General features: G+C 32.7%; 16 protein-coding genes. 7 read left to right on the forward strand and 9 right to left on the reverse strand.

Annotated elements, in window-relative coordinates; translation table 11 throughout:
- The first annotated feature begins 2 nt into the window (after positions 1–2).
- The 6 genes from Q0975_RS12930 (at position 3) to Q0975_RS12955 (ending at position 9165) form a co-directional block, all read left to right on the forward strand.
- Positions 3–2771 carry an alpha-amylase family glycosyl hydrolase gene (locus Q0975_RS12930; RefSeq protein WP_299437274.1) on the forward strand — a complete coding sequence of 923 codons (2769 nt, stop codon included), beginning with the start codon at positions 3–5 and terminating at the stop codon, positions 2769–2771.
- Between the two features lie 221 nt (positions 2772–2992).
- Positions 2993–3208 carry a hypothetical protein gene (locus Q0975_RS12935; RefSeq protein ID WP_299437276.1) on the forward strand — a complete coding sequence of 72 codons (216 nt, stop codon included), beginning with the start codon at positions 2993–2995 and terminating at the stop codon, positions 3206–3208.
- 656 nt (positions 3209–3864) lie between these two features.
- The gene (locus tag Q0975_RS12940; RefSeq protein ID WP_299437278.1) at positions 3865–4080 is read left to right on the forward strand and encodes a hypothetical protein; all 216 of its coding nucleotides are present in this window, start codon (positions 3865–3867) and stop codon (positions 4078–4080) included.
- Between the two features lie 18 nt (positions 4081–4098).
- Positions 4099–5382 (forward strand): DUF6734 family protein, encoded by a 1284-nt coding sequence (locus tag Q0975_RS12945; protein WP_299437280.1) that lies wholly within the window; start codon positions 4099–4101, stop codon positions 5380–5382.
- 278 nt (positions 5383–5660) lie between these two features.
- A complete protein-coding gene (locus Q0975_RS12950; RefSeq protein WP_299437282.1) occupies positions 5661–7865 on the forward strand; it encodes a peptidase domain-containing ABC transporter in 2205 nt (734 codons plus the stop codon).
- A 1-nt stretch (position 7866) separates the two neighbouring features.
- Positions 7867–9165, forward strand: a complete 1299-nt coding sequence (locus tag Q0975_RS12955) for an HlyD family efflux transporter periplasmic adaptor subunit (protein WP_299437284.1) — start codon at positions 7867–7869, stop codon at positions 9163–9165.
- Positions 9166–9169: 4 nt separating this feature from the next.
- On the opposite strand, the gene Q0975_RS12960 is transcribed toward Q0975_RS12955, so the two are convergent.
- The 8 genes from Q0975_RS12960 to tilS all read right to left on the reverse strand — a co-directional run bounded on the left by Q0975_RS12960 (position 9170) and on the right by tilS (position 24195).
- Positions 9170–11107 (reverse strand): tetratricopeptide repeat-containing sensor histidine kinase, encoded by a 1938-nt coding sequence (locus tag Q0975_RS12960; protein ID WP_299437286.1) that lies wholly within the window; start codon positions 11105–11107, stop codon positions 9170–9172.
- A 253-nt stretch (positions 11108–11360) separates the two neighbouring features.
- Complete coding sequence (locus Q0975_RS12965) at positions 11361–13334, reverse strand: tetratricopeptide repeat-containing sensor histidine kinase (protein WP_299437288.1); 1974 nt, start codon at positions 13332–13334, stop codon at positions 11361–11363.
- 206 nt (positions 13335–13540) lie between these two features.
- Positions 13541–15412 (reverse strand): DUF885 family protein, encoded by a 1872-nt coding sequence (locus Q0975_RS12970; RefSeq protein WP_299437290.1) that lies wholly within the window; start codon positions 15410–15412, stop codon positions 13541–13543.
- A 37-nt stretch (positions 15413–15449) separates the two neighbouring features.
- On the reverse strand, positions 15450–17351 hold the full coding sequence (locus Q0975_RS12975; protein WP_299437292.1) for a CocE/NonD family hydrolase: 1902 nt from the start codon (positions 17349–17351) through the stop codon (positions 15450–15452).
- A gap of 180 nt (positions 17352–17531) precedes the next feature.
- The gene (locus tag Q0975_RS12980; RefSeq protein ID WP_299437293.1) at positions 17532–19901 is read right to left on the reverse strand and encodes a spondin domain-containing protein; all 2370 of its coding nucleotides are present in this window, start codon (positions 19899–19901) and stop codon (positions 17532–17534) included.
- A 213-nt stretch (positions 19902–20114) separates the two neighbouring features.
- Positions 20115–20759, reverse strand: coding sequence for a Crp/Fnr family transcriptional regulator (locus Q0975_RS12985; protein ID WP_299437295.1), 645 nt, complete (start codon positions 20757–20759; stop codon positions 20115–20117).
- 95 nt (positions 20760–20854) lie between these two features.
- The gene (locus Q0975_RS12990) at positions 20855–22849 is read right to left on the reverse strand and encodes a thioredoxin family protein (protein ID WP_299437297.1); all 1995 of its coding nucleotides are present in this window, start codon (positions 22847–22849) and stop codon (positions 20855–20857) included.
- Positions 22849–24195 carry a tRNA lysidine(34) synthetase TilS gene (gene tilS / locus Q0975_RS12995; protein ID WP_299437299.1) on the reverse strand — a complete coding sequence of 449 codons (1347 nt, stop codon included), beginning with the start codon at positions 24193–24195 and terminating at the stop codon, positions 22849–22851. The genes Q0975_RS12990 and tilS overlap by 1 nt, the downstream gene beginning before the upstream one ends.
- A 126-nt stretch (positions 24196–24321) precedes the next feature.
- On the opposite strand from tilS, the gene Q0975_RS13000 reads away from it, so the two are divergent.
- Positions 24322–25026, forward strand: coding sequence for a hypothetical protein (locus tag Q0975_RS13000; RefSeq protein ID WP_299437301.1), 705 nt, complete (start codon positions 24322–24324; stop codon positions 25024–25026).
- 16 nt (positions 25027–25042) lie between these two features.
- Here Q0975_RS13000 and pabB read toward each other — a convergent pair whose 3' ends face one another.
- A complete protein-coding gene (gene pabB, locus Q0975_RS13005; protein ID WP_299437303.1) occupies positions 25043–26350 on the reverse strand; it encodes an aminodeoxychorismate synthase component I in 1308 nt (435 codons plus the stop codon).

Genomic DNA, 26350 nt, shown 5'->3' on the forward strand with positions numbered 1-26350 from the left:
TCATGAAAAGAATTACCTTTATTGTATTGACAATTTGCAGTGTGTTTTTTACATCTGCACAAACATTTACTGTTTCTCCTTCTGCGTTTAATGAAACAGATGAAATTACTATAACTCTCTCTAATTTTGATCCAAGTGCAGAATGGGGAGTTACAGATGTATATCTTTGGGCTTGGTATTTTGATCTGGATGACAATCCTACTGGAGACTCTCCTACAAATGGTCAATGGACAAATTCTGATGAATCCCAAAAATTTACTGATAATGGAAATGGAACTTATTCCTTTTCCTTCACCCCTACTACATTCTATGGTACAACAGGTATTGGTCGTATAGGGTTTTTAGCAAAAGCTGATGATGGTAATGATGGACAAACTGGTGATAATTTCGCAGAAGTTGGACTTTTTCAAATATCTCTTACTTCACCTACAAGCGAAACTACTGTAGTAAATAGTGGAAACGATCTTACTATATCTGCTACCACTACTATAAATGCAGATTTTCAACTATTTGTTAATGGATCTACAACTGCTGTGGATACACAAAACACAATAACATCCTATAGTTTTAACTATAATGTTACTGCAAATGCAACTTTAGAATTAGTAGCTACAGAGAGTGGTACGTCCAATCAACTATCTGAAACCTTCTCAGTAGTTGTATTACCAACAGTAACTGAAGCAGCAGTTCCTGCCGGAATGAAAGATGGTTTAAATTTAGATCCAAGTAATTCGGCTACCGCTACGTTTGTTTTATACGCACCTAATAAAGAGTTTATACATCTAAAAGGGAACTTTAATGGAAATGATTGGACAAGAGATAACACCTATTTATTAAATAAAGATAGTTCTCAAGACCGATTTTGGATTACTTTAACAAATCTTCCTGATGATACTGATATATTATACCAATATGAGATTGACGCTTCCATTACTGTTGCCGATCCCTACTCTACTTTAATACTATCAGAATTTAATGATGGTTTTATAGACAATACTACTTTTCCAAACCTTCCTAGCTACCCAACAGGTAAAACTAACGACGCTGTTTCCTGGTTTAAAACTGGACAAACTGATTATGTTTGGCAAACCACTAATTTTCAAAGACCAGAAGTTACTGACTTGGTTATTTATGAGCTATTAATTCGGGATTTTGATGCTTTACACTCTTTTGATGCAGTAAAGGCAAGACTTGATTATTTAGAAGATCTAGGTATCAATGCTATCGAATTAATGCCTGTATCGGAATTTGATGGTAATAATAGTTGGGGGTATAACCCATCTTTTCATATGGCATTGGATAAATACTATGGTACTCCTACTGCTTTTAAACAATTTGTAGATGAATGTCATGCTAGAGGGATTGCAGTAATTTTAGATGTGGTATACAATCACGCTACTGGTCAAAACCCATACTACAGAATGTGGAATGATTGTAATGGTTGTTATAATGGTCAAGCGACTACAGAAAACCCTATTTTTAATGTAAGTGATCCAAACACTAGTTTTTCATTTTTTAATGACATTGATCACGAGTCAACCGCTACAGAACAGTACATTGATCGATTAAACGAATACTGGTTAACAGAATATAATGTAGACGGTTTTAGGTTTGATTTTACAAAAGGGTTTACAAATACGATTGGTGATGGTGGTTCTTTTGACCAAAGTCGTATTAATATCTTAACCAGAATGAACACAGCGATTCAAGCTGTAGATCCCAATGCATATGTGATTTTAGAACATTTCGCTCCAAACGATGAAGAAACACAATTGGTAAATGACGGTATGATGATTTGGGGTAACATACACTTTAGTTACAACAACGCTACTATGGGCTTTGGTGGTTCCGATTTTGAAGGTGTTTCTTATTTAACTAGAGGATGGACTACTCCCTCCTTAGTAGGCTATATGGAAAGTCATGACGAAGAACGTTTGATGTATAATAATATTCAATCAGGAAACTCTTTGGGATCCTATAATATCCGAGATCTGTCAACAGCACTAGATCGAGTGGAAATGGCCGGAGCTTTTTACTTTACAGTTCCAGGACCTAAATTAATCTGGCAATTTGGCGAATTAGGATATGACTTTAGTATTAATCGATGTGAAAATGGAACCATTGATAATAGTTGCAGAACTAATCCAAAACCTATTCGTTGGGATTATTTAAATGAAACAGACAGAACAGATGTTTATGATACTTATGCTAAGTTAATTAACTTGAAGTTAAATGAAAAAATCTTTAAAACGGATAACTTTACTTTAGAAACTTCTGTAGATACAAGAAAGTCTATTCATCTTACGGATGATACTGCTACAGGAGATGAAATCAAGTATGTAACTATTATAGGAAACTTTAGAACTACAGCTTTAACAATTGATCCTGCATTCCAGGAAACAGGTACGTGGTATGATTTACTCAGTGATACCGGTGAATCCATCACAGTAACAGATGTAAACGCGCTTATTACTTTGCAACCGGGTGAATTTAAGGTCTATGGAAATCAACAGCGTAATTTGAGCACTCAGGACTTTATTAGAGGTATTAGCTTTAATGCGTATCCTAATCCTGCAAAAACAGCTTTTAGTATTGATGAATCTGTACAAAAAGTGTCTATATACACAATTACAGGGTCGTTAGCTAAAAGTTTTGAAGGTGATTTCCAACCGGGAACAAACTTTGAGATTGGAGAATTATCCAGAGGATTATACTTAGTACAGATCCAAAATGAAAAAGGACTAGCAACTACTAAATTGAGTTTAAACTAAAAGTTAGAACTTACTATTATAATTTCAAAATGGAGTGTTTTTTTTTATAAAGCACTCCATTTTTATATAAGAAAACTTCTTAAAAATTCGATGATTCTATTTCTAAATGATTATTTATCAACACTACAACGTTGTAGCGGGTAACATTTTCTGATTTAATGTAATTAATAATAGAACAATGGTGTTATCCTTTTAATTATTAATCTTAAATCAAACAAATCATGAAAAAAAAGTTTTTATCAAAAATCAAAGAAGCTCGATTATTAAGTAAAGAAGAAAGTAAAACTATTTCCGGAGGCTATGGTACTGGAGGCTCGTGCGGTTTACCTAATTGTGCGTATACATTCCAACAAGTAGCCTTACCAAATTGTTTAAGTAATAAGACATATTTAGGGCAGACCCACTGGAACTCAGTTGAATATTGTTCGCTTCCGTAATGACAAAAATTATTCAAAGTTTTTGACCTAAAATTTTTCAAAAACAGCGAGGACAAAAATTTTAAACTTAAAACAGGTTGGTTAGTACCAACCTGTTTTCACAGTACACTATCGAGTTATCTTTCTTTCGAAAAGCGATAAGAAGATATATTTCTTTATACAGATATTTATAAGCCTCTATTAAATTAAACAGTTTAGTTAAAGAAGAAAAAACACTCCTTTTTTATTAAGAAAATTCCTTGAAAAGTCGATAATTCTATGTCTAAATGACTACTTATCAACACTACAACGTTGTAGTAGGTAACATTTTCTGATTTAATGTAATTAACAATAGAATGAAGGTGCTATCCTTTTAATTATTAATCTTAAAATCAAACAAATCATGGAAAAAGGTTTTCATCAAACAGAAAAAATCTTAGTTCTTATAAAGGCTTTATCACACAATCCATAATATTTTATAAATAAAATTAAATAATAATTATTTGTTATTCTATTTGGTATGTAGTTGCAAATGCAAATTGATAAGAATAATAGATGTTTAGGTGGCGCAACCGAAGACCGATTGAGGGTTAATGTCTTAAAATTATGATTTCTCATAACACAAAAAGCGGAAACCGAAAAGCTAATGAGTAGGTGAACAATTAAAATTTATTAAAATGAAAAAAGACTTTTTAAATAGAATAAAAGAAGCTCGATTATTGAGCAAAGAGGAAAGTAAAACTATTTCCGGAGGTTATGGCGGTTATGAAATTGTAACATGTGGTTTACCTAGATGTGTACACGGATGGTATCCTTTAAATATAGGTTGCGATATTCCAGCCTATATGGGGTCAATTGGTGGAGGAAGATATGGAAAATGTCTTTCGTATTAAGTCAATATTTAAACATTTATGAGCATAAAAATCATTCAAAGCTTTTGGTCTAAACCTTTTTTAGAACAAAACTATGACGAAAGTGCTAGATTTAAGGCAGGTTGGCCCAGTACCAACCTGTTTTTTTATAGCACACTATTGAGTTGTTTGACATTTAAAAAACAATATGGGAATGTGACCCTGTATACCGATGACTATGGAAACGAATTATTGAAAGAAAAACTACAAATCCCATATACATCAGTTAGTGCAGAGTTAGAGCGCTTACATCATTATCCGGCTGGTCTATGGGCATTAGGTAAGATTTTATCATACTCTCTGCAAGATCAACCCTTCCTGCATGTTGATACAGATGTGTTTATATGGAAACGTTTTCCTGAATCATTTGTAAGTAAAGATATTTGTTTTCAGAATTTGGAGTTTAATTTTCCGAGATACAAAGAAGTGTTGGATGTGATATTGCGGGAATTTGTAAATGTACCTGATACTTTGAGCAAGGAGTACCTGAAAAATGGAAATATCAATGCATTTAATGCAGGGGTGATCGGAGGGAACAATACCTCTTATTTCAAACAGCTTGCTAAAATAGTTTTCTCATTTATTGATGATAATCGGTCTAATTTAGGTAAAATAGATCTCGGTATTTTTAATATGGTTTATGAGCAAATGCTAGGAATGAATCTAGCTATTGAAAATAATCTAAGCACCAATGCTCTTTACGATGAAATGAATGCTTCTTTTTCTAAAGTGATGCGATTTCAGCTTATCCCAGAAAAAGAATATTATATTCATACTGTAGGGCATGGCAAAAAGTCACCTGTGACTCAAGAACAAATCGAAGCAAGACTTAGATATGAATTTCCTGATGAGTTTCGTAAACTAAACAAATCCTTAAAAAAGAACGGATTATTTGATGATGAATATAAATGTATAGATGAACAACGTTTCTGCTATCTGGAAAAGCACTTCGATTGGTTAAAAAACACATCCTGGGATGAAAAAATAAATACTAAATTTATCATAAACAAGGGTGTTACCTGCAAAGAAAATGAAAATAACGATGTAATACTATATTACAATTCTCCTCGAGACTTAAAAAACACATCCATTAAAATGGAGGATTGGGACTTTTTCCTTTTCTACTTTGAAGAAGAAAATACAATAAAAGATGCAGCGTCCGAAGCCTATGCTGATGAATCTATATCCTCTCAAATGAATAAAAAACAGCTTGAAGAACGATTATTTTCGCTGGTTATGGATCGATCTATGTATAACGAAATCCTATTGCCCGAATTTGTATAACAAACACCTAAATAAATTTTACAGCCAACAATACTATTATAATTAATTAGTGTTAATGAAAGGTTCTATCGCCTACCTATTATATAAATTCTTAAAAATCCACGATTAGGATTCAAAAATTATTCCTACCAAAAAAACAACTGTTTTTGGGGTAACAAATTACCCCAAATATGAACTCATGAATGCGAATCATATAGGATCTGACCAAGTATATAGTATAATCAAAAAGAATTACTTTACTTTGTAACAGATCACAAGACACAAAATTAAAACTCTGAATGCCAAAATTTCCTTTTTATAAACAAGCTGAATCTAAAGATTGCGGACCTACTTGTATTAAAATCATAGCTAAACATTACGGAAAAGTTCTGAATACTCAGAAACTTAGATCCCTAAGTGAAACAACCCGAGAAGGAAGTTCTTTACTTGGATTGAGTGAAGCTGTAGAAAGTATCGGATTCCGATCGCTAGGTGTAAAGTTATCCTTAGACCAATTATTAGAAGTTCCACTGCCTTGTATCGTTCATTGGAACAAGGTACATTACGTAGTAGTTTATAAAATCAAAACTACCAGAAAAGGTGGGATAACAATTTATGTCTCGGATCCTGCACATGGTTTGATCACCTATACTAAGGAAGAGTTTATTAAAGCATGGATCGGTAATAATGCAGATCAAACTACTGAAGAAGGTGTCGCTTTATTAGTAGAACCAACACCAAAATTTTATAACGATAATCTTGATGAAAAAGACGAAGAGTTTGGATTTAAATTCATCTCTAAGTATGTTTTTAAATATAAGAAATTCATCTTTCAACTAATACTGGGTTTAACAGCCGGTAGTTTATTACAATTAATATCACCTTTCCTAACACAGAGTATTGTTGATGTAGGTATCAAAAATAAAGATATTGACTTTGTATACCTAGTATTAATTGCACAACTATCCTTGTTCATAGGGAGAACATTAATTGATGTTTTGAGAAGTTGGATTTTACTTCATTTAAGTACCAGAATTAATATCTCGCTGATATCCGATTTCTTTATAAAATTAATGAACCTACCTATTTCCTACTTTGATGTGAAAATGACTGGGGATTTATTACAGCGAATCAATGATCATAAGAGAATTGAGCAAATACTAACAATGTCATCGCTGAATGTACTATTCTCTATGGTGAATCTAGTAGTATTTAGTATCGTCCTGATCTATTATAGTTTCTCCATATTTGCTGTTTTTGCTATTGGAAGTACCTTCTATTTTGCCTGGATTTTGATATTTTTCAAGAAACGTAAAAAATTAGATTACAAACGTTTCTCTCAGATCAGTGAGGAACAGAGTAAAGTAATCGAATTAGTAAATGGTATGCAGGAGATAAAACTTCATAATGCCGAAAAAAGAAAGCGTTGGAATTGGGAGTTTGTACAGGCCAAACTTTTTAAAATATCCATAGAAAATCTTGCATTAGAACAATACCAAAGTGTTGGTTCTGCTTTTATCAATGAGCTAAAAAATATATTAATCACTGTACTTTCTGCTGTCCTTGTAATCGATGGAGATATTACATTGGGTATGATGTTAGCAATTACATCCATTGTAGGACAATTAAATGCTCCTATTACTCAATTGATTAATTTTCTGAGAGAACTACAAGATGCGCAAATCTCATTAGAACGTCTAGGAGAAATTCATAATAAAGAAGATGAAGAAAAATCCGGTGATGAAAAGATTCGCGAAATTCCAGAAAACTCTGGTTTCGAAATCAAAAATCTTAAATTTAGATATGTAGGATCCGACAAACCTGTATTGCAAAATCTAGAACTTTCTATTCCTGCAAATAAAATCACAGCGGTAGTTGGTGTAAGTGGTAGCGGAAAAACTACACTTATGAAACTCTTATTAAAGTTTTATGAACCCGATGAAGGACAAATATTCATTGGCTCTCATGATCTACAGCATGTATCACAGAAGGCTTGGAGAGATCAATTTGGCGTAGTGATGCAAGAAGGATATATATTCAATGATACGATTGCCAATAACATTGCAGTTGGAGAAGATTATGTCGATAAGAAAAAGTTAGCTCATGCAGTAGATGTAGCAAACATTAAAGAGTTTGTAGAGTCGTTACCATTATCGTATAATACTAAGATAGGAATGGAAGGCGTTGGACTAAGTACAGGGCAGAAACAACGACTATTTATTGCTCGTGCAGTTTACAAAAATCCAAAATTTTTATTCTTTGATGAAGCTACTTCTGCATTAGATGCGAATAATGAAAAGGTAATCATGGAAAAATTAGATACCTTCTTCAAAGACAAAACCGTTATGGTTATAGCACACAGATTAAGTACCGTTAAAAACGCTGATCAGATTGTGGTATTAGGTCAAGGAGAAATCATAGAAGTAGGAAATCACGAATCTCTGATTAAAGAAAAAGGAAGCTATTATAATTTGGTTAAAAATCAATTAGAACTAGGAAAATAACATGCCAGATAATTTAGACGATATACAATTAAGAAGTGAGGAAGTTCAGGAAATCTTAACTCGTGTGCCTCATTGGATGATTCGATGGGGAAACCTGTTAATATTAGCATTAATATTATTGCTATTGTTTCTTTCCTGGATGCTTAAATACCCAGACACAATACCAGCAGAAGCTATTATAACGACAGAAGCTCCTTTACAAAAAGAGCTAGCCAACGTTAGCGAAAAAATCCAGGCTATTTTGGTAAAAGAAGGTGATACCGTTCCAGAAGGAACTCCTTTAGCTATTCTAAGAAATACAGCAAACTACCTCGATGTTTTTAGCCTTAAACGAATGATTGATACTATTACAATCAATAATCGACAGATTGAATTTCCATTTGATCAAATGCCACCTATATTAACTTTAGGAGATATACAAACAAGCTATGCTACTTTTGAAAACAGTTATATAGAATATAGTTTAAATAAGCAATTACAACCTTTTTCCGACGAAAATATAGCGAATCAAATATCCTTGTCGGAGCTTTACAGAAGACAAGAGGGTATCTTAAGTCAAAAAAGAGTAGAAAAAAGTGCCTTAAGTTTTAAGAAAAAAGCATTTGATAGACAACAAGAACTATATGATAAAGGAAGTATTTCTCAGCAAGAATATGAAGCGTCTAAAATTGAATACTTACAATTTGAGAATAACTACAAAAACTATGATTCCCAAATTTCACAGATCAAAGAAAATATAAGTAATGCAAAGAAAACCTCAAAAGGTACAGAGTATAATCAACTAAGAGAAGAATCGAATCTACGTACTAAGGTAATACAATCCTTTGATCTGCTAAAAAAGAGTATAAAAGATTGGGAATTAAGATACCTTCTACAATCAGATATAGAAGGACGTGTTTCGTTTTCTAATTATCGTTTCGAGAATGAAAATGTAACTGCCGGAGACATTGTTTTTATAGTTATTCCTATTCAGGAGTCTTCTTCGTATCTCGCAAAAATAAAAGCACCTACTCAGAATTCTGGAAAAATAAAATTAGGACAAAAAGCGAATATCAAACTGGCAAACTTTCCCGATGATGAATTTGGTATGCTACAAGGAACAGTAGATTATATTTCTATGTTACCAGATAAAGATGGATTATACCTTATCGATGTAAAATTGGATAAAAATTTAATCACAACTTACAATAAAGAAATACCTTTTCAGCAAGAAATGAGAGGTTCTGTAGAAATTATAACTGAAGACCTAAGACTTATAGAGCGATTCTTCTATCAATTTAGAAGTGTATTGGATAAATAAAAATCTAAGCAGCTTTTGGCAAGGAAACAGAAAAAACGCTGCCTTTTCCGAGTGTACTTTCTACCTTTATTTTGCCTTGATTAAGTTCTATTAATTCCTTACATATTCTAAGTCCAAGACCAGTACCTGTTTCATTTTCAGTACCATTGGTTGTAAATGTATCTTCCGCAAATAATTTATTGAGATTAGAAGGATCAATACCAACTCCTGTATCTTCAAAACAGATTTCGTAGTGATCTTCTTTTTCTCTAGATATTAATGCTATAGAATCACCTGGATTACAAAACTTAATGGCATTGGCAATTAGGTTTTGTGCTACGATTCCGAACATATCCTTATCCGCAAAGATGATTGTTGGGTCCAACTTATTAACCAATTTAATGTCTTTCTTTTCTGCTTTAGGCTTAAAAAAAGTAAATTTATTACTGATTACATCAGTTATATCAAAAGTGGTTGGTTTAGCGTTTAACTCTTTCATTTGCGATTTAGACCAGTTTAGTAGGTTATTCAGCAAAATCGAAGTTTGATGCGTTCTATTGGCTAATAATGGAACTATTTCTTTAAATTCTTCCGCAGAAATCACATCTTCTTTCATTAAGTTAAGACTCCCTTCTAATCCGTGTATTTCATTTTTAAGATCATGAGAGATGATAGAAAACAATTTGTTTTTTACCTGATTTGATTCATTAAGTTCATTAATATATCGCTTTCTCTCTTTTCTGGTTTTGATGAACAGCATCATAAAAACCAATATAATTGCTATTACAGCTAAACTAATGAACGTAAATATTCTATATCTAAACAATTCTTCTTTAGTTTTTAGCTCTCTTTTTTCTTGTTCATCAATTAACCTTAATTGTTTTAATTCTGCTTCATATCTGGACTTCGTATTTTCCACTTTCTGAGTTGTCATTTTATACATTCTCTTATCAGAAAGCTCTTGATATTCTTTTTGCCACCTAATGGCACTCATTAGATTTCCTCTAGTAGAATCAAGTTTAAAAGAATATTTATAGTTTTTTAATATCAGAGATATCACATTAGCCTTAATAAGATCTTCTCTGGCTGTTTTTAATAACTCGTCAGCTTTTTGATACTCCCCTTCTTCTAATGCAATAATTCCAAGTTGCTGTTTAGCATTTACCACTATTATCTTATAATTAGCTTGTGTACCAACACATGAAGTAGTGTCATAGTACTTTTTTGCCAAATCATATTCCTTACCATACATCGCTACTTTTGCCATTATACTATACGATTGAGCTGTATGCCTTAAATCTTTTTCTTGTTTGTTGATCTTTAGAGCTTCTGGCAACAATTTTTTTGCATCCGAAAGATTGCCTTTTTCAGCGTACAATAAGGCTAAATTATTCATAACTAACCCGACACCATCACTTTTTAATTGCTTTCTAAGTGCGATAGATTTTTTATAATACTTTTCAGAGTCTGGTACATTCTTAAGTTCTTTATAAACAATGGCCAAATTATTATAGATGCCTGATAAACCTACACTATCGTTTAATTGTTCTCTATATAATTTGGCTTCCATAAGGTAGTCCGCTGCTTTTTCAAGATTCCCTTTATTTTGCTCTATTATAAATCTATCATTACTTACAATTGCTAATCCATCTTTATCATCGGCTTGCTTAAAATGATGTATTGCTTTTTGAAAGTTTTTATCGGATTCTATAGTTCTTTGAGATTCATTATACATGATTCCCTTCAATCTAAAGACTAAACCTAATCCTTTACTGTACTCAATATTCTCTGCTAATTTAATAAGTTGATCAGCCATAGGTTGCGCCCTATCAAACTGATCTTCGTTTACATATTGTTGTAAATCTTTAACAGCATTATTAAACAACACTGAATCTTTCAATGTCTTTATCTCAGAAAAATCAGTTACTCTCGTTTGGCTTTGCGAAAAGCAAAAAAAGCTCATCAAACAAAAAATTAATAATACATAGGTTGCTTTATTCATAGTACTGGGGCTAAAACAAGATTAAATACATTTTTACACTTCAAAATACACAAAAATATCGAACAAAAACAAATAAGTAGTCTTATTCTTACTTTTATTTCATATAAAATATGATTTATAAAAAAAGCCAAGTAATTTTCACAATTACCTGGTTCATAGAGTGTTAAAGAGTTAGCCGATTTATTTTTAATTCTAGGTCAAATCTTGACCAATATTAGGCAGCCTTTGGTAACAATACATAAAAAGTGCTACCTTTTCCTAGAGTACTTTCTACTTTTATATCACCTCTATTAAGTTCTATTAATTCCTTGCAAATTCTAAGTCCTAAACCTGTTCCTGTTTCATTATTTGTTCCAGTAGTGGTAAATGTATCTTCTGCAAATAATTTCTTGAGATTAGAAGGATCAATACCAACGCCGGTATCTTCAAAACGTATCTCATAATGATCTTCCTTTTCTCTAGATATTAGCGCTATAGAATCACCAGGATTACAGAATTTAATCGCATTAGCTATTAAATTTTGCGCTACTATACTTACCATATCCTTATCTGCGAAAATTTTAGTAGTATCTAGTTTATTGATCAATCTAATATTCTTCTGAATAGCTTTGGGTTTAAAAAATGCAAACTTATTAGATATAACTTCTGTAATATCAAAAGTAATAGGTTTGGCATTCAACTCTTTCATCTGAGATTTTGACCAATTCAGTAAATTATTTAATAAAATGGATGTCTGATGTGTTCTATTCGCCAATAATGGTATGATTTCCTGAAACTCTTCTGTAGAAATTTCATTTTCTTTCATCAAATTTAAACTTCCTTCCAAACCATGAATCTCATTTTTCAGATCATGTGATATGATAGAAAACAATTTATTTTTAACCTCATTAGATTCATTTAACTTACTTATCAATCTTTTGCGTTCCTTTCTGGTTCTTACAATCATGATGGTAAATACGACAAAGATCAGCAACAAACCTAATGCTATAAAAGTCAGGATTCGGTATCTAAATAATTCTTCATTCGTTAACTGTTCCCTTTTTTCCTGTGCATCTATCGTACGTAATTGTTCTAATTCTGCCTGATAACGAGCTTCTGTTCTTTCCATTTTCTTTGTAGACAACTCAGTCATCATTTTATCTGACAATTTTTGATGTTCTTTTTGCCAAGCAAGTGCACCAGAAAGATTTACTCTAGCCGAATCTAATTTTGAGGAAAATTGATAATTCTTCAACAATAATTGAGTTGCTCCAAGATCTGTAAATTCCTTTCTAGCCGTCTCTAATAACTTTTCAGCTTTTTTATAATCCCTAGTCTGAATTGCTAAATACCCCAATTGTTGTCTTGTATCCGCTGTAAGCAGATCGAAATCAGTGGTTCTTGATATTTCTAAAGCTGTATCATAATATTCCTTTGCCGTCACATAATTTTTTTCGTACAAAGCTACTTCTGCCATTATACTATAAGAATGCGCTATTGAAGCATCAATACTATCCCTTTTATTAATTACTAGAGCTTCTGGTAAGATCGCTTTAGCTTTTTCTGGTTTACCGTTTTGTAAGTATATAAAAGCTAAATTATTCATCACCATACCAATATTATGAAGCATTCCTATCTTTTTTCTTATGGTAATAGCTTTATCAAAGTATCTTTCAGACTCCACTAAATTGTCCAAACCAGCATAGTGACTAGCCAAATTATTATAGATAATAACTAAACCTGCACTATCTCTTAATTTTTCGTTATACATTTTTGCTTCTAACAAATAATCAACACTTTTCTCTACATTACCTCGTTGGCTTTCCAAAACGGATCTATGGTTAAAAACAATTGCTAGTCCTTTTAAATTATTAACTTCTTTATAGCTTTTTTCCGCATTTTCATAGCTTCTTATAGCTTTCAAGTATTGTTTATTTTTCTTTAAAGCCCTACCTTTAATTAAATACAACTCTCCTAGACCATTATGATATTGTAAATCTTTACCTGCTTTAATCAATTTATCCATAAAATGCATAACTTCTTCATTTTGATTAGAGACTACCATACTTCTAAGATGAATAACCCCATCCTTAAATTGAATAGTATCCGTAATATGATCAAAATTCTTAATGCTTATAGAAGTCTTATCTTGAGCAAAGGTATGTCCAAGTAAAAGCATGCTGGAGATTAATAAAAATACTTTTTGCATATTCGTAAATTTTGGGGTTATTAGATAAAAAATCTAATTTAATCTACAAAATACATTAATTTATTTAAACAATAATAAAAAAGTAGTCTTTTTCTTACTTTTATTTATGGTTTTACTATAAGCATAATTAATTCTGGCCACAAAAATAAGCCTTTCAGATTCTGAAAGGCTTATGAAATATTGTTCCTGAAATTGCAGTCCAGCTATTAAGAATCTTCCTTTATTTGAGAAGAATTATTACTTTTTGAAGCTACCCATTCATTTACTAACTCTTCTAAAACTGTAAGAGGTACTGCTCCATTGGTTAAAATAACATCATGAAATTCTCTAATATCAAATAACTCGTTACCAAGTTTTAATCTAGCAGTCTCTCTCAGCTCCAAGATCTTATTCATTCCTATTTTATACGCTGTAGCCTGACCTGGCATTACAATATGTCTTTCCACCATTTTAACTGCATCACTCTCCGCATTTGGTGTATTATCTGTATAATATTTGATTCCTTCTTCTCTAGTCCATTTTTTTTGGTGTATGCCTGTATCTACCACTAATCTGCATGCTCTCCACAACTCCATTGCTAATCTTCCAAAATCTGAGTATGGATTATTATACAAACCGATTTCCTTTGGTAAAAACTCGTTATACAATCCCCATCCTTCTACATACGCCTGATATCCACCAAATTTTCTAAACTTTGGAATTCCTTCTAATTCTTGTGCGATAGAAATCTGCATATGATGTCCAGGAATTCCTTCATGATATGCTAAAGCTTCCATTTGATATTTAGGCATGGCTTCCATATCATATAAATTAGCATAATAAGTTCCAGGTCTTGTACCATCAGGAGTTCCCCTTTGATAAAAAGCTTTTCCTGCACTCTTTTCTCTAAAAGCTTCTACTGCTTTTACCACAATATCTGCCTTTGGTTTTGTGATAAAGAGTTCATCCATTCTAGATTTCATATTATCTATCAACCCTACTGCTCTTTTTAAATAGGCTGCCTTACCTTCTTCATCATTACTATAATAGAACTGTTCATCTTCTTTCATAAATTTAAAGAAATCCAGTAACGTCCCTTTATACTTAAGTTCCGTCATAATATCCTTCATTTCTTTATGAATTCTGGCTACCTCATCTAACCCCAACTGGTGAATCTCTTCTGCTGTCATATTAGTTGTAGTAGTACGCTTTAGTGCATTGTTATAAAATGCGTTCCCTTTTGGAAATTTCCAAGCACCATCATCCACTGTAGCTCTTTGCTGTTGATCTTCTAATAATGTAATCAATTGATCATAAGCAGGTTTCACATGATCAAGCAACGCCTTTTCTGCTTTGGAAAGCAAAATTGTTTTTTCTTCATCCGCAACTTCCAACTTTGCTACTTTACCTTTAAAATCTAATAATAATGTACTTTCTTTATTAGATGCATCAAAAGGTTTTCCGGAAATTAGATTACGACAATCTGTAAGTACCTTTGCAAAAACAAACTTAGGAGGAATGATACCATTCTTTTCACGTATTTTTATATTTTCTATTTGTTGAACAAACAGCTCATCCATTCCATTGAGCCTGGAAATGTAAGCTTCTGCATCACTTTTATTTTCGATATTGTGCATATTAATTAAAAATGCGGGAATCTCAGCTTGCATTCCATGCATTTGATTTACTGGGTAGTCATAAAAACGATATTGAAAATCTTCAATTGTATTTTCCAAATCTTCTTTCATTAACTTATAACTTAGCTTGGCATCTCGATTAAGATTAGAAACTTCTACAGAATCATTTAAATATCGTAACCTTCTTTTGGCTTTCTCTAAATCTTCTACTCCTTTTTTAGAGGAAACATCATCCCATTTACCATAATCTTCGGTCTTCACTCCTAAATAGGTTTGCGTCATTGGTGAATTAGCTACTTCTTCCTGAAACTGAGCCTCGAACCAATCGTTAAGCTTCTTCGAGTGTTCTTCATTTTTTTGTTCATTAGAAACTAAGGTAGTAGCCTTTTCACTTTCTTTTTTACAACTAAAAACTATAAGTAAAGAACAAAAACATAATAAGGTGAATTTTACTTTATTCATCTTTTAGGGGTATTAAGGTTGGTTAGTATCGTATATTTTATTTTAAAACAGAAAACTCTATTGAAGAATCTCCAAATACCTTGTGAGTCTGTTTCTTAAAATCTGATTCTTTCGCTTCAAAAATATTCGGAACGAAAGTTTGTGGATTCAAATCTATATAAGGAAACCAAGTACTCTGCACTTGAATCTGAATTTTATGTCCTTTCATAAAAGTATGATGCACATCCTGAAGCTTAATAGTTACATCTGTCTTTTGATTGGATACAAATGGTTCTGGATTACTAAAACTATTTCTAAACCTCCCCCTAAGTACCTCACTTCTTACCATCATATGATAATTTGACATTTTTAGATATGCCTGAGTTTCTTCAGTGTCCTCGGCATCAGCAGGATATACATCTATTAATTTCACTACCCAATCCGCAGCAGTTCCAGTAGTAGCAACCTTTAATTTTGCTAAAACTTCACCAGAAAGCGTCATATCATCTGTCAGGACAGGAGTTTCATATACTAATACATCCGGACGACGTGCTGCAAAACGCTGATCGTCTGTCATATATTTTCTAGGTGTAAATACCATTTTTATATCCTCAGTATATGGAACTGGTTTTTTAGGATCACTAATAAACTCAGAAAATTCATCTCCTGTATTTTCTGATAAGTCACTACCTGACAAATACATTGTTTTCTTTTCTGCATTTTTTGGTGGCCAACTTTCAAAAGTATTCCACTCCTTTTTTCCAGTATCAAAGATCTGAATTTCGGATAGACCTGTATTTTCACTTCCATCACCCTTTAGAAAATGGTTGAAGAACTTTGTTTCTACATTTTTCTGAAAATTAAGTGAAATATCATCTCCAAAATATACATTCCCTATCGCCTGTCGTTTTTTATTCCTTGCCCAATCTCCATGGCTCCATGGCCCAAAAACCATGATATTATAATTATCACTATTATTTTCTATTTTTTCATAAGTTTCAAAAGGTCCATACAAATCTTCTGCATCAAATAACCCTCCTACTACCATCACTGCGGGTTTAATATCTTTAAGGTGCTGTATGATTCCTCTCTTCTGCCAAAACTCATCATAGTTAGGATGTTCTTTGAGCTGTGTCCAAAAAACATTATCTTCTTTATAATATTGATCCAAAGTACTAAGTGGACCAGCATCTAAGAAAAACTGATATTGATCTTTACTGTTTAACTCTGGAAACGTATACCAACTCTCTTTAACAGGTTTTGTTTTCTCATAACCAAAAACAGCAGTTGCTCTCCAGTAACTTAATAAATATGCTCCATTGTGATGAAAGTCATCAAAAAAGAAATCTCCAATACATGCTTGTGGAGAAACAGCCTTTAATGCTGGATGCGCATCTAACAAAGAGTATGTTGCATAAAAACCAGGATACGATATTCCCCAAATCCCAACTTTTCCATTCGTGTTTTCTACATTTTTAACCAACCAATCAATCGTATCATAGGTATCACTTGCTTCATCAAACTGTTTATCTTTTTTATTAGGTATATAGGCTCTCATATTGTCATATACTCCTTCACTCATCCAACGTCCTCTTACATCTTGGTATACCACAATATTTCCTTCTTTCATTAAGAATTCATTAGGAGCAATTTTAGATCGAAACTGGTTTTCTCCATATGGACGAGAGCTATAGGGAGTTCTTTGCATCAAAATCGGATACTTCTTACTGGTATCTTTAGGAGAATAAATCGTAGTATGAAGTTTAGTTCCATCTCTCATCACAATATCCACTTCCTGTTTAGAATAATACTCTTTTACATCATAAGTATCTTTTTCTTCAGTTACTTCATCTGTTTTCTGAACCTCTGTTTTGGTAGATATTTCTTCTTTTTTAGCACAAGATGTGATAAAAATCAAAAAGCTAAAAAGGGATAATAATAGTATTCTAGTTGATCGCATTTGTTTGAGTTTAGTTGAATGCTGAAGATAAAAAAATGGAATGCCGACAAGCTTCCTTTTAAGGAGATTTTAACAATCTTATAGGTGTATCGAACTAAAACAAATGAACCTCCAGTATTAACTGAAGGCTCATTGATGCTAAGAACTTACGATATCCCCAAATATAGAGTTCTTAGTGAATTATTGAGGTTGAAAATCAATTTCTATGATATTGTATCCTCCTCTGGAATCTCCAGACCAAGTTACACCTGGAGGACTACTAATCACTCCTTTTCCAAATTGTACATCTTCTAGATTCGACACTCTTCTGATCGTAGTATTCGTATCTGCATTTCCTGTATTTGGTCCTGATTGATTCATAACTTGATCCATACCAAATCCTACAGGTTGATCTTCTTCTGTTCCTGCATCATACAAATATGTTTTAGTACTTAAATCTACACCTGAATATGGAGTGGCTCCATCTTCTCCAAACAATGGCAATCCAGCATTATTATAACTTACTACCCAGTCATTCGATTTTACAAACATGGTTCCAAACCCAAACTTGTAATTTTGTCCTTGTGGCACTTCTATCGTAAAAGTGAAAGATTCTCCTGGTCCGATAGGTCCCATTTCATTGCTTAAAGCTACTGGAATTCCAAAGTCTTTTAAGTAATTATATGCCACCATTCTGTTACCGTCTTCTGCGATTTCTTCTAAACCATTGGATGCTGCTGTTGGTTCTCCTTGAGTAAACCAAGGATCCCTTTCTGTATTAAAAGCATAGATAAATGCTGGCGAGAAAGGTGTTAACGATGATGACAAACGTAACGGAGTCCCCTGAGATCCTTCTTCTGTAAACCAATTGTATAAAGCTCCCGGCATACCATCTTCTGCAATTCCTTCTAATCCAACACCTCTGTCTTCTTCTCCAATCGTAAATAATGGTTCACCTTGAGCATGAAGTACTACAATTCCCGGCGTAATTACAAATCCATTGTCTGAACTTGGTGCCATACCAGAATTAGGGGCATTAATCGCCGTAATGGTTAACGTAAATGTTCCTGCAGAATTTCCGTCTCCATTAGCATAATCCAATACAGCAGTCATATAAATATCTCCTGTATCTCTTCCTGGTACCAACCTAACTAATGGATCTGCATCCGCTGGTCCCACGTTCTCCCCTGCTGGCGGGAAAGTAGCTGGATCATTATCTGCTTCTGTACCTAAATCATATAACGAAAGTTGGCTTGCAATATCGACACCATTAAGTGCCTGTCCATTAGGAAACAAATCAATTCCATCAAGATTGGTTGGTGCTAAAAACCAGTCATTACTATTACCCATCATAGTGACAGGAGTAAATTTAGTTCCAGTAACAGCTTTAAAAGATACCTGATATTGTGCTCCGTTTGTTGTTAGTGGTCCTGGACCACTTGCGCCAACTGGCGTTGTAAACGTATGTACATTTAAGTAATTAATCGTATTACTCAATGTTACGTTAAATGTTGTTGTAGGATTCTCTACATCATTTGCTGCTCCTAGAGATGGATTAATTTCTTCACTCCAATCGGCAGCTGCATCTCCTTCTCCATCATACTCAATACTATAACTATTAAGCCTAACCGTTGGAACAAATTCTCCAGCAGTCCATATTCCTGCAGATACTGCGACATTCTCACGAGCACTTCCTCCAGATCCCCATTGTACGAAATCCATTATTGCTTCTGGATTTGTAAACTCATTTACAGAATATAATCCTAAACCTCCTTGATCATCAGGCATAGTATATGGAAGTACTAAAAACTCTCCAGAAGCTAATTCTATATTTCCACTTTCTGGAGTAACATTTCCTATTTGTACATAAGTACCAGGACCTAAGCATAACCAATATGAACTTAAGTCAACCGTTACATCTCCATTATTATAAATCTCTACTAAATCTCTACTTCCGTATTGTACTTCATTAAATACTATTGATCTTACTTCTACAGGAACAGTTAACATATTTTCGGCTCCGAAAGTAACAGTCGTTGTTTCTGCCCAATTTGCTGCTCCATCTCCTTCTCCATCAAATACAATACTATTATCTGCATTGCTTACCGTTGGCACAAACTCCCCTGCTGTCCATAATCCTGCCGCCACTGCTACATTCTCTCTGGCACTGCCACCAGCTCCATACTGAACAAAATCCACAAGGGCATCAGCATCAGTAAAGGCATTAGCAGAGTATAACCCCAAACCTCCATCAGTATCTGGTAAGTCATAAGATATTACTAAGTATCCTCCTACAGGAATAACAATCTCTCCACTCTCTGGTGTTAGATCACCTATTCTTTCATACGTTCCTGGTCCTAAGCATAACCAGTAATCACTTAAATCAGCTTCTTGATTTCCTTTATTAAAGATTTCAATCAAGTCGGTTCCTTGATATCTTACTTCATTAAAAACCACCTGATTAATTACTTCATCAGTTTCCCCATCTGGTTGTACTACAATATCATCATCATCACTACATGAGATGAATGTAAATAGTCCAACAATTAAATAAATTAAATTTTTTTTCATGATTTATACATTTTGTTTGTTCATCAATATGAAGCAAATATATAATCACATAAAAGCTATAAACGGTGACAAAAGTCACTCCTAAAAGTTAAAAAAATGTTATTTTAAAGAACTGAATGCCAGTATTTTAAATCATAAATTATTAAATAATAACGCATCACAAAGACATCGCAAATTTGCGATGTCTTTGTGATGCGTTATTATAGAATCTACTTAGTTTTTACAGTAAATTCCTTTCGTTAATTCGATATGTCGTTTATGTTGAATTAATAAATTAGTGGCTTGTAATTTCTTGGTTATTCTAGAAACAACTTCTCTAGAAGTACCCAAATCTGATGCTATTTGTTTATGAGACATTTGGATCATATTACAATTTTGAAGTTTGGCTTTTTCGTTTAAATAGTTAACCAATCTATCTTCAATTTTATAACAAACTACTTGTTTAGTCGTATTGAGTAGATCTTCATAATTCCGTTGAAAATCCTTTAGAATAATTTGTGTAAATGATGGATATTTTATAAACCACTCCTTTACTTTATTCATGGGTACGCATAACACCTTAGTATCTTCTTCTGTCTTAGCAGAGAAACGAACTGCCTGTTGATCAAAAAGGTGATTAAAACTAAGGATACAACATTGATTAGGATGTATATAATATAGTAAAAATTCTACTTCATCTTCTTCCGCATACATTTTAATCAATCCGTCTAAAATAATTGGTAAAAAACTTAAGTAACTCCCTTGCTTAACTACATATTCTCCTTTGGGAATATTCTTAAATTCTCCAAAAGACATAATTTCATCTTTTAGATCTTTTTCAATAAACGGGAAACACTGAGATAAGTCGATTTTTTCCATAGACGCTGTTATTTGCTTTAGATAAGGAAAAAGTCGATAATTAAATCTGTCCTTACAACCACGTCATAATAAAAACTTATACCATCATAAGCATTTTATCTTTTGGAAAAATTATTAATTCCTTTTTTCAACCATTTTAGATATTCATTTTCATCAGGAGTATATCCTATTGGAGTGCTCAGATTAGATTCTTGGTGATCAATCAAAACATAGTAAGGTTGTGCATTTGCCTTATACCTGGTAATCTGAAAATCGCTCCATTTATTACCAATAGTTTTAATCTTTTTACCAGTGGTTTTTGAAACATACTGTTCTGATTCTGGAAGTTCCTTTTTGTAATCTACATATAGAGAAATCAATACAATATCATTTTTCAACGTTTTTAATACGGCTGGTTCAGACCATACATATTCTTCCATCTTACGACAATTAACACAAGCATACCCAGTAAAATCAATCAATACCGGCTTATTTACTTTTTTAGCATATGCTAAACCTGCCTCATAATCGGTAAACGAAACAATATCATGTTCACCATATTTTGCTCCTTCCGGAAGTTCTGAGTTCGATAACTGATTTCCAGAACCTCCAAAACCTCTAGGAGATTCACTATATGTTTGAGGCGGAGGAAAACCACTAATTAGCTTTAAAGGAGCTCCCCACATTCCTGGGATTAAATAAATAGTAAATGCAAGGGTTAATAGCGCCAATGATAATCTTCCCACAGAAATCTGTTCTATCGGTGAATCATGAGGAAGTTTTATTTTACCTAATAAATACAATCCTAATACTCCAAAAATAGCTATCCAGATAGCTAAAAACACTTCTCTCTGCAATAAGCCCAATTGCAATACTAAGTCTGCATTAGACAAGAACTTAAATGCAAATGCTAGTTCTAAGAAACCAAGAAATGCTTTTACTGTATTCAACCATCCGCCACTTTTGGGAAGAGAATTCATCCAACCTGGAAACATTGCAAAAAGTGCAAATGGTATTGCTATTGCTAATGAGAATCCAAGCATTCCAATAATTGGTGCGATACCTCCTTTTGATGCCGCTTCTACTAGTATTGTTCCCACTATAGGTCCTGTACAGCTAAACGAGACAATAGCCAGTGCTAGTGCCATAAAAAATATACCTATCAAACCTCCTTTATCAGCTTGACGATCTACTTTATTAGCCCAAGAATTTGGCAACATTATTTCGAAAGCTCCTAAAAAAGACAAGCCAAAAACGATAAGTAACGCAAAGAATATTAAGTTAAACCAAACATTGGTGGACAATGCATTCAATGCATCAGCTCCAAATATTGCAGTAACCACAGAACCTAATCCTACATAGATTACAATTATGAAAATTCCATATATAATTGCATTTCTAATACCAGCTGCCCTTGTTTTACTTTGTTTCGTAAAAAAACTGACCGTCATCGGTATCATAGGGAATACACATGGTGTTAGTAATGCAGCAAATCCGGATAAAAAGGCCAAAATAAATGTAGCCCATAATCCTCTTTTATCACCTTCTTTTCCTTTTTTACTTGTCTCTTCTAAAAAACCAGAAACGTCTTCCTTAGTATTTAAAAGATCATTAGGAATTTCAAATTTTTCTGAATTACTTATTTCCTTACCTGAAAGATTCAAAGTAAACTCTACTATATCAGGTGCTAAACATTTTTCATCATCACATACTCCAAAGAAAACTTCTGCTTTAATAACTTCTAATGAAGGATCTAATCGCCTTACTTTCTGTACAAATACAACCTTATCCTCAAAATATTTGATATCCATTTCAAATACTTTATCAAATTTCTGAATTCCTTCAGGCTCTGTTGTTTTTCCTATAAGTTCATACTTTTTATCTTCATTATAAAATGTGAACTCTGTTGCTGTAGGAGCTATATCATCCGTTTCTACTTCTTGTTGGGAATATATATGCCAACCTTTCTCTAAAATAGCTTCAAAATGTAATGTATACACATTTTCAGATTCCTCTTTGACACTACTTTTCCATTTTATAGGTTCAAATATTTGTGAAAACAACGTGGTAGAAAACAACAGTGTTGTTAATAGTAATAGTATTTTCCTCATTAGGTTATCGTTACTTTTAGTAATTGTTTCGTTTTGGGGCTTATTTTGAATCTATTATCTGCTCTGTAATTTATAATCCATACAATATCACCTCCAGAACATAATAGCCAAACTCTTTCTTTGGCAAGCAAAGATAGTTTTTCATCCTTAAAATATTTACTCAACTTCTTTTTGCCTTTCATGCCTAAAGGATAAAAATAGTCGCCTTCTTTCCATTTTCTTACAACTAAAGGATACTTTAACTTTTCTTTATCTACATAAATAGTTTGTAAATCTGTATTTGATATATCAAAGATTTCTCTAAACATAAGCATTCCAGAGGGAATCATAATCATATTTTCTTCTTCTGGAATTGTATAAATACGATCAGGAACATCCTCTATTATTGGACACAATAATAGGTCGGCTCTATTTTTTACTAATCTATGCGTAGACGAAAATACTTGCTTACCAGATTGTGCAGTTAGTATTTGTAAAATATCATTCCAGGCAGTAAACCCATATTCCTTTAATAAAAAATATAAATATGTTTTTGGATCATCATATTGCTGGAGCTTATGAATTGGTATTTTAATGGTATCTGATTCTGAATATTCAAACACATCTTTTCTGACTCTATCCATTTGATTCTCAACAAATGTACTAGCCTGTTTCAAATGATCTAAAGTAGTTTCGAAGTTTTGTAAAAACTGAGGATTTATAGCCAAAAGTTCAGGAACCACATTATGTCTAAGTCTATTTCTCAAATATTTAGTAACACTATTACTGCTATCTTCTCTCCACTGGATATTATTTTCTTTAGCAAATTCTAAAATTTGATTCCTCGAAAATGGTAATAAAGGTCGCACGTATCTATCATTAATTTCAGGAATACCGGTAAGTCCTTCAATTCCAGTACCTCTTGAAAGGTTTATTAAAAACGTTTCAATATTATCATTTTTATGATGAGCAGTGAGCACATAATCATATTGGTGTTCCAAGAGAAGTTCTCTAAACCAAGTATACCTTAGTTCTCTCGCAGCCATTTGGATAGATATCTTATGGTCATTTGCATATGCTTCTGTATCAAAACTTGTTACAAAAAACGCAACCCCTAATTTATCTGCTACTTCTGAGACAAATTTCTCATCTTCTTCACTTTCTGTTCCTCGTAATTTAAAATTACAATGTGCAATACCAAATTCTAAGTTAAGTGAGCGACAAAGATATGTTAGCGCAATACTATCCAGCCCTCCGCTACAAGCAATAAGTAATTTTCCTTCTTTAAGAAAAGGTAAATAATTCTCTATATGGGTTTTAAACTTCTGTATCAATGCTTCTACTATTTGTCTTAAGACATGCTTCAAATATACGATTTTGTATATGTAGATCAATCTTTCTTTTATTTGTCATTACAATTTGATTTTCAGGTTTTTAACATAATAATCCATTCATTTTTGTTATTTTTAAAGAACCCTTAAAATGTTGATATTATGAATATGATAGATGAAATGCCACAATATTATGAAGATAATCATAAAAAAGAATTCGGTAAAAAGATCCTATCTGTTGTTCCTCATTTGCATCCTTATGTAAAACATCGATTATATATTGCAGAAAGCACAGGTGTTTTACCAAAAAACATGTACTGTTCTAATGGTATTATTGATGATGCTATTGTAAATCTATACAATGAGGATAATCTTGATATTGATATGGATAGGTTATCACTGGAGTTAAAACTTTTTAGAATAACCGATCATCTAATTGACGAGTTATATATTAGCGAAGGCTGGCACCAAAGATGTATTAGTACGAACTATTTTTTAAAAGAAGAACTTAATAAGTTAGAAGAAAACTTTACTTCAGAAGCCGATAATGAGTTAATCATGAATGAAGACCTAAATGACATTTCCTATCATCAAAACTCAGAGAATAAGCAACTATTTATATATGATGATGCAGATTCTGCCATTCTTAAAATAATTCAATCTGAAGATTCTTCTGAAAACAAAAAACAGAAATTATTAGGTAAATTTTATAGTTGGTTACCTTTAGAAACTTCTAAAATCATAGATCTATTTGTTTTCGGGAAGTTAAATTTTGAAGAAATAGCTCGAATCAAAGATATCACAGCGCAAGAAGTAAAAGAAACAATCATAGATGTAAGAAAAAGTTTTAGAAAAAATCTTATATAGTATTATGAGTTGCTAGTTACAGTCCTTCTAATACTTCTCTCATTGCTTTTGCCTTAATCAAGCATTCCTCATATTCTTTATCTGGATCAGATTTAGAAGTAATGGCACCACCAACCGTATATGATATGTACTGTTTGGCCGCATTATACAAAATACTTCTAATGACTACATTAAAATCAAAATCTCCTTCAGGAGTAAAATAACCAACAGCTCCACTATACAAACCTCGTTTGGATTCCTCTAGGTCTTCAATGATTTGCATTGCTGATATTTTGGGCGCGCCAGTCATACTACCCATAGGAAAAGTGGTCCTTATAACATCCACAGGAGATGTTCCTGAGTTAATTTCAGAAGTTACTGTAGATATCATCTGATGCACCTGTTTAAAAGTATATACTTTACATAGTTCTTCTACCGTTACCGAGCCTTTACTAGCTGTTCTCGACAAATCATTTCTGACTAAGTCTACAATCATTACATTCTCTGATCGTTCTTTTGGGTCTTTTTCTAATTCTGAAATTAATCTTTTATCATCTTCATCAACTGGTGATCTCTTTGCAGTTCCCTTTATTGGTTGAGATATAATCCTATTCCCTTCTTTTCTTAGATATCGCTCTGGAGATGCCGATAACAAATACTGTTGATTCATTCTAAAAAAAGTTGCAAATGGAGGAGTTGAAATTTGGTTCAAATGATAATAGGTTTCCAAAGGTGCAATACAACTATTTTCTGCATAAAACTCCTGACAGAAATTTGCTTCATAAATATCTCCACGATGAATATGGGCTAACATTTCCTGGATTTTCTCCTTATACACGTCCTTGGTTATTCGTAAACTTATTTTCACCTTTCCACATGGTGAATCTTCATTGGCGACTTCTATCGATGATGGAAATGCATGAATCAATTTATAATCTTCATCCATTTCATCATCTACCATTCTTAGATACTGAACTTCTAACTCATTATCTTTTAGAAGAAATATTTTCTTAGGTTGAAAAAAATACAAATCTGGAAAATCTAAATAATCCTGATTTTTGGAAACAAGTCTTTCGGTATCATTTTTAAGATCATATGATAGATATCCAAAAATCCAATCAGCTGTTTGTTCCTGATATTCTTTTAATTTATCAAAACCATTATGACAATCCGTTTTAATAAGCGTAAAAGCGTCAATCGCCAAAACGGCATCATAGCTAGCATACTGTTGAGAATACTTATTAGAATCCAGCCACATGATTTCATCAAATTGTTGAGCCCATTGCAATAATTTGAATTTAAATTCCAAAGAATTATCTAAAGTATATGTTTTAGTACTCCGCAC

This window comes from uncultured Aquimarina sp. (assembly GCF_947500065.1).
Lineage (GTDB): Bacteria > Bacteroidota > Bacteroidia > Flavobacteriales > Flavobacteriaceae > Aquimarina.